This window comes from uncultured Arenimonas sp. (assembly GCF_963976025.1).
Taxonomy (GTDB): domain Bacteria; phylum Pseudomonadota; class Gammaproteobacteria; order Xanthomonadales; family Xanthomonadaceae; genus Arenimonas.
In genome coordinates this window covers 1-6134 of the sequence record NZ_CAXBJS010000156.1, presented here as the reverse complement: position 1 = coordinate 6134, position 6134 = coordinate 1, and the positions used below count along the sequence as shown (strand labels likewise).

General features: G+C 67.7%; 6 protein-coding genes. 4 read left to right on the top strand and 2 right to left on the bottom strand.

Annotation, left to right across the window (positions count from 1 at the left end):
* Nucleotides 1–139: 139 nt before the first annotated feature.
* Entirely contained in the window at nucleotides 140–1189 is a 1050-nt protein-coding gene (locus AACZ35_RS11380) for an ABC transporter ATP-binding protein (protein WP_339829325.1), read from the bottom strand.
* A gap of 6 nt (nucleotides 1190–1195) precedes the next feature.
* Complete coding sequence (gene sodB / locus AACZ35_RS11375; RefSeq protein WP_339829323.1) at nucleotides 1196–1774, bottom strand: superoxide dismutase [Fe]; 579 nt, start codon at nucleotides 1772–1774, stop codon at nucleotides 1196–1198.
* Between the two features lie 105 nt (nucleotides 1775–1879).
* Here sodB and grxD point away from each other — a divergent pair, with 105 nt between their 5' ends.
* From grxD to AACZ35_RS11355, 4 genes are all read left to right on the top strand, one after another.
* Nucleotides 1880–2203: a Grx4 family monothiol glutaredoxin gene (gene grxD, locus AACZ35_RS11370; RefSeq protein ID WP_339829321.1), complete on the top strand. Its 324-nt coding sequence runs from the start codon at nucleotides 1880–1882 to the stop codon at nucleotides 2201–2203.
* Nucleotides 2200–2958 (top strand): SDR family NAD(P)-dependent oxidoreductase, encoded by a 759-nt coding sequence (locus tag AACZ35_RS11365; protein WP_339829319.1) that lies wholly within the window; start codon nucleotides 2200–2202, stop codon nucleotides 2956–2958. The genes grxD and AACZ35_RS11365 overlap by 4 nt, the downstream gene beginning before the upstream one ends.
* A complete protein-coding gene (locus tag AACZ35_RS11360; RefSeq protein ID WP_339829318.1) occupies nucleotides 2955–3554 on the top strand; it encodes a YhgN family NAAT transporter in 600 nt (199 codons plus the stop codon). Before AACZ35_RS11365 ends, AACZ35_RS11360 begins: the two co-directional genes overlap by 4 nt.
* A 225-nt stretch (nucleotides 3555–3779) precedes the next feature.
* The coding region (locus AACZ35_RS11355; RefSeq protein ID WP_339829316.1) for a TonB-dependent receptor at nucleotides 3780–6134 on the top strand (2355 nt) is incomplete at its 3' end.

Below are 6134 nucleotides of genomic sequence, written 5' to 3'. Positions count from 1 at the left end.
CGACGATGAGCCTACAGGGACGTACTTGCGGCGTGTCGGTCAGGGCGACTGCACGTTGCCTCCACTCGCGAAGCGAACACGGACCGACGCCCTGCTTGGCCAAAGGCCAAGGGCAGAAGATTCGCGCCTGAAGGCGCTCCTACAAGGGGTTTGCGTCGGGCGGGAAAACGACGACGTGGGCGAGGTCGGGGAAGACGCGCAGGCGGCTTCCGGGCTGGCGCTGCTGGTGGCTGGGGACGAGAGACATCAGTACCGTGCCGTCGCCCAGACGCAGCGTGTGCAGGGTATCGGCGCCGCGGAAGGCGATCGCCGTCACTTCGGCTTCGATGCCGCCTTCGTCCACCGGGCGCAGGTCGTCGGGGCGCAGCAGCACGCGCACTTCGCTGCCGTCGGGCCAGGGCATCGGGCGCGCGACGTCGAGTTCTCCCAGCGCCGTCGCGACGCGGTTGCCCGGCATCACGCGCGCCGCCAGGAAACGTCCCTCGCCGACGAACGACGCCACGAAGGGCGTCGCCGGCCGGTGGTAGAGCTCGAAGCCCGGCGCCCACTGCAGCAGCCGCCCGGCCTGCATCACGCCGACGGTGTCGGCGAAGGCGAATGCCTCTTCCTGGTCGTGGGTGACCAGCAGCGCGGCGATGCCCAACTGGCGGAGCAGGTCGCGCAGGTCGTCGCGCAGTCGTCCGCGCAGGTCGGCGTCGAGGCTGGAAAAGGGTTCGTCGAGCAGCAGCAGGTCCGGGCGCGGCGCCAATGAGCGCGCCAGCGCCACGCGCTGCTGCTGGCCGCCGGAAAGTTCATGCGGGTAACGCTGGTCCAGCCCGTCCAGGCCGATCAGCGCCAGGGTTTCGCGAGTGCGCCCGATACGCTCTGAGCGCCCCAGCCTGTGCAGGCCGAAGCCAACATTGTCGGCCACCGTCAGGTGCGGGAACAGCGCCAGGTCCTGGAACACGAAGCCCAGGCCGCGGGCTTCCGGCGCCAGCGGCAGGGCGTCCCTGCCGCGCAGGCGAAGTTCGCCCGACTCCGGCGCGTGGAAACCGGCGATGGCGCGCAGCAGCGTGGTCTTGCCGCAGCCGCTGGGCCCGAGCAGGCAGCCCAGTTCGCCCGGCCCCAGGTCCAGGTCGAGGTCCCGCACCGCCGGCTGCCCTGCGTAAGCGCAGGTCAGCCGGCGGATCGACAGCAGGCTTGGGGCCATCCGGCCTCAGGCCATCTGGCTGGCGACGAAGTCCCAGTTCACCAGGTTCCAGAACGCTTCGACATACTTCGGCCGCGCGTTGCGGTAGTCGATGTAATACGCGTGTTCCCAGACGTCGCAGGTCAGCAGCGGCTTGTCGCTGCCGGTCAGCGGCGTGGCGGCGTTGGGCGTGCTGACCAGGGCCAGCGAGCCGTCCGGGCGCTGCACCAGCCAGCCCCAGCCGGAGCCGAAGGTGGTGATGGCGGTCTGCGAGAACTGTTCCTTGAACTGCGCGAAGCTGCCGAAAGCCTTGTTGATGGCCTCGGCCAGGGCGCCGGTGGGTTCGCCGCCGCCGTTGGGCGACAGGCAGTTCCAGTAGAAGGTGTGGTTCCAGACCTGGGCGGCGTTGTTGAACATGCCACCCTGCGACTTGCGGATGATGGCTTCGAGGTCCATGGACTCGAACTCGGTGCCTTCGATCATCTTGTTGAGGTTGGTGACGTAGGTCTGGTGGTGCTTGCCGTAGTGGAAATCGATGGTTTCGGCCGAGATGTGCGGCTCGAGCGCGGCGCGATCGTAGGGCAGGGCGGGAAGTTCGATGGCCATGGGCTGTCTCCTTTCGGGTGGGGGAAGGCGCCGGTGGGGCGCCGAGCCGTATAATTCTAGCCCCATCGCGGCCCGGACCCGGGTCGCGTCGAAACGGAGCTTCACATGAGCGTCATGGACCGCATCAAGGCCGAGGTCGAAGGCCACCCGATCGTGCTTTTCATGAAAGGCACGCCCCAGTTCCCGATGTGCGGTTTTTCCAGCCGCGCCGCGCAGGCGCTCAAGACCGCCGGCGCCACTGGTTTCCACACCGTCAACGTGCTCGCCGACCCGGAGCTGCGCGCCAACCTGCCGCGTTATTCCGACTGGCCGAGCTTCCCGCAGCTGTTCGTCAACGGCGAACTGATCGGTGGCTGCGACATCACCATCGACCTGCTCGACAGCGGCGAACTGGCGCGCATGGTCGCCGAGGCGCAGAAGTCGGCATGAGCAACACGCCCGCCCCGCTGCCCGAGGTCGCCGCCGACGCACTGGCCGGCCGGGTGATCCTGGTCACCGGCGCGCACGGTGGCCTGGGCGCCGAGGCCGCCAAGGCCTGCGCGCGGGCCGGCGCCACCGTGGTGCTGCTTGGGCGCAAGCTGCCCAAGCTCAACCGGGTCTATGACGCGGTGAAGGCCCTGGGGCCCGAGCCGGCGCTGTACCCGGTCGACCTGGCCGGGGCCGACCCGGCCGACTACGCCCAGCTGGCCGAAAAAATAGCCGCCGAACTGGGCGGACTGCACGGCGTGCTGCACTGCGCCGCCGAGTTCACCGGCCTGGCGCCGCTGGAGGCCACCGAGCCGGAAGCCTTCGTGCGCTGCCTGCACGTCAACCTCACCGCGCCCTGGCTGCTGACCCAGGCCTGCCTGCCCTGGCTGCGCAAATCCGGCGATTCGGCCGTGGTCTTCACCACCGACGACCCGGCCCGGGTCGGCAAGGCCTACTGGGGTGCCTACGGCCTGGCCAAGCAGGGCCTGGCCAACCTGGTGCGCCAGCTCAGCGCCGAAACCGACCAGACCCCGGTGCGGGTTTCCGGCCTGGAGCCGGGCCCCATGCGCACCGACCTGCGGGCCCGCGCCTACTCCGATGAAACCCAGCTGCGGGTGCCGGGCCCGGCCGCTTATGCCGCGGCCTGCGTGCACCTGCTGTCGCCGGCCGGCCTGGCCCACCGCGGCACCGTCTGGGCGCCCCGGGTGCCGGCATGACCATGCTGTCGGCGGCCCTGCTGCTGTTCCTTATCCTGGACCCGCTGGGCAACATCCCGGTGTTCCTGGGCCTGCTCAAGCCGCTGCCGCCGGCCCGGCGCCGCCGGGTGCTGCTGCGCGAGCTGCTTATCGCCCTGGGCGTGCTCTTCGTCTTCCTCTGGGGCGGCAAGTACGTGCTCGAGGCCATGCACCTGCGCCAGGAGTCGGTTTCCATCGCCGGCGGCATCGTGCTCTTCCTTATCGGCATCAAGATGATCTTCCCCAGCCCCGAGGGCATGTTCGGGGAGGTGCCCGAGGGCGAACCCTTCATCGTGCCCATGGCCATCCCCCTGGTCGCCGGCCCCTCGGGCATGGCGGCGGTGATGCTGCTGGCGGCCCAGGAGCCGGGCCGGATGGCCGACTGGAGCCTGGCCCTGGTGCTGGCCTGGGCGGCGACCGCCATCCTGCTGTTCTCGGCCACCTACCTCTACAAGGTACTGGGCATGCGGGTCCTGACCGCCGTGGAGCGCCTGATGGGCATGCTTCTGGTGGCCATTTCCGTGCAGATGCTGCTCGACGGCGTGGCCGCCTACCTGCGGGCGCCCGGCCTGGGCTGAGGGCGGGTCAGGGAAGGTGGGGAGCCCCCGCCAGGGGTCGGCCGCGCTGTCACCTGAATGACATGTAAGCCGGTTAGCGTGTTAAACTCTTGTTATTGCCACGGGGCAGGGGACCACCCGAACGCGGCAATCCTTCAAGGACTAGCCGTGCCTGTCCCGTCAGGCACCGCGGCGGGACGCCGCAGACAAATTTCCGACACTTTCCTTAAACCAGGGTTTTTCACCATGACCAATCGCAACCGGGTTCGGCTTTCGCAGCTCTCCCTCGGCCTCGCCATCGCCCTCGCGGCGGCGCCGGCCTTCGCGCAGAACACCACCGCCGCCGTTGCCGGCCGCATCACCGGTGCCGACGAGCAGCCGGTTGTCGGCGCCCAGGTGACGATCGTGCACACCCCGTCGGGCACCTCCAGCAACGCCACCACCGGCGCTGACGGTCGTTACTCGGCGCGCGGCCTGCGCGTCGGCGGTCCGTACACCATCACCATCGTGAAGGATGGCGAGGTCGAGGTCCGCGAAGGCGTGTACCTGCAGCTGGCTGAAACCACCGCCGTGGACGCCAGCCTGGGCGATGACCTGGCCACCCTGGCCGCGGTCGAAGTGACCGGCTCGGCCGTCATGTCCGAAGTGTTCTCCCCGGACAAGATGGGTACCGGCACCAACGTCAACCGCCAGCAGATCGAAACCCTGCCGTCGGCCAACCGCAACATCCAGGATTACATCCGCACCGATCCGCGCATCTCGCAGATCTCCAAGTCCGACGGCGCCATCTCGGCCGGCGGCCAGAACACCCGCTACAACCTGATCAAGATCGACGGCGTCAGCGCCTCCGATCCGTTCGGCCTGGAGTCGAACAACCTGCCGACCGAGCGCCAGCCGGTTTCCATCGACGCGATCGAGGAAATCAACATCGACCTGGCCAACTACGACACCACCATCGCCGGCGGTACCGGCGCCGTGGTGAACGCGGTCACCAAGTCGGGCACCAACGAGTTCCACGGCTCGCTGTACTACACCCTGCGTGACGGCGACTGGGTCCGCGAAGACCTCAACGGCGTTCAGTTCAACGGCTTCGAGTCCGAGGACACCTACGGCGCCACCTTCGGTGGCCCGCTGGTCAAGGATCGCCTGTTCTTCTTCGTGAACTACGAAAACTACGTGCGCACCGCGCCGGCCACCGGCTTCGGCGCCACCCCCTACGGCTCGGGTGACATCACCGATGCCGATATCGCTGCCGTGCAGGCCGCGGCCCAGGGTTACGGCTTCAACGCCGGCGGCATCGGCGGCCTCGACGCCGACACCGAGATCGAGGAATACGCGATCAAGCTCGACTGGAACATCAACGACAGCCACCGCGCCGCGCTGCGCTACAGCTATCTCGACCAGGGCGTGCTGCGCTTCCCGCAGGTGGACAACAACTCCATCTCGCTCGACACCTTCTGGTACAACTACGCGAAGGAATTCGAGTCCACCGTGCTGGAAGTCTTCAGCGACTGGTCCGACAACTTCTCGACCGAGTTCAAGGTTTCGCAGCGTGACTACACCGCCGTCCGCCAGACCAACTCGAACCTGCCGCAGATCCAGATCCAGGGCTTCGGTGGCAACAGTGCCATCTACATCGGCACCGAGCAGAACAGCCACGTCAACCTGATCGACACCGAGCAGACCACCCTGTTCGGCGCCGGCAACCTGTTCGTCGGCGACCACGAGATCAAGTTCGGCTTCGACTGGGAAAACAACGACGTCATCAACTTCTACGGTCGCGACCTCAACGGCACGTACACGTTCAGCAGCCTGGCCGACTTCCAGGCCGGCAACTACAGCTTCTACGTGGTGCGCGCCCCGCGTCCGAACGGCGGCAGCTACGCCGACATCCCGGCGGCCTACACCCAGTCCAACACCGGCCTGTTCGTGCAGGACACCTGGGCGGTCAACTACAACCTGACCCTGATGTTCGGCCTGCGCTACGACAAGCCGGACTTCGACGACCAGCGCCTGTACAACGACTACGTCTCCACGATCTACGGTTACGACAACTCCAACACCGTCGACGTCGACATCGTGCAGCCGCGCTTCGGCTTCAACTACACCTTCGACTCCGAGCGCCCGACCCAGATCCGCGGCGGCCTGGGCCTGTTCCAGGGTGCCTCGCCGAACGTCTGGCTGGCCGGCGCCTACCAGAACACCGGCCTGAACTACGTGCAGTACGAAGAGCGCAACGGCAGCGGCTTCTCCGGTCCGGACCTGTACATCCCGCCGTCCGGCTCGAACGCGGCCTGCAGCCCGATCCCGACCCTGCCGAACTGCCCGCGCCAGAACGTCGACATCATCGCGCCCGACTTCGCGCTGCCGTCGGTCTGGAAGGCCAACCTGGCGTTCGAACACGAGCTGCCGTGGCACGGCATGGTGTTCTCCGCCGAAGCCCTGGTCACCAACACCAAGGACGGCATCTTCATCCAGCGTCTTGACCCGTTCAACGCCAACGGCGAGGGCGTCACCGCCGTCGGTCCGGACGGTCGCGACCTGTTCTGGAACGCCAACGGCCTGAACCCGGATCGCCGCGGCAACTTCGGCATCGACAAC

Bases quoted from the DNA above. Each gene is read 5' to 3' on its own strand.
- AACZ35_RS11380 (WP_339829325.1), bottom strand. From the start codon at position 1,189: ATGGCCCCAAGCCTGCTGTCGATCCGCCGGCTGACCTGCGCTTACGCA.
- sodB (WP_339829323.1), bottom strand. From the start codon at position 1,774: ATGGCCATCGAACTTCCCGCCCTGCCCTACGATCGCGCCGCGCTCGAG.
- grxD (WP_339829321.1), top strand. From the start codon at position 1,880: ATGAGCGTCATGGACCGCATCAAGGCCGAGGTCGAAGGCCACCCGATC.
- AACZ35_RS11365 (WP_339829319.1), top strand. From the start codon at position 2,200: ATGAGCAACACGCCCGCCCCGCTGCCCGAGGTCGCCGCCGACGCACTG.
- AACZ35_RS11360 (WP_339829318.1), top strand. From the start codon at position 2,955: ATGACCATGCTGTCGGCGGCCCTGCTGCTGTTCCTTATCCTGGACCCG.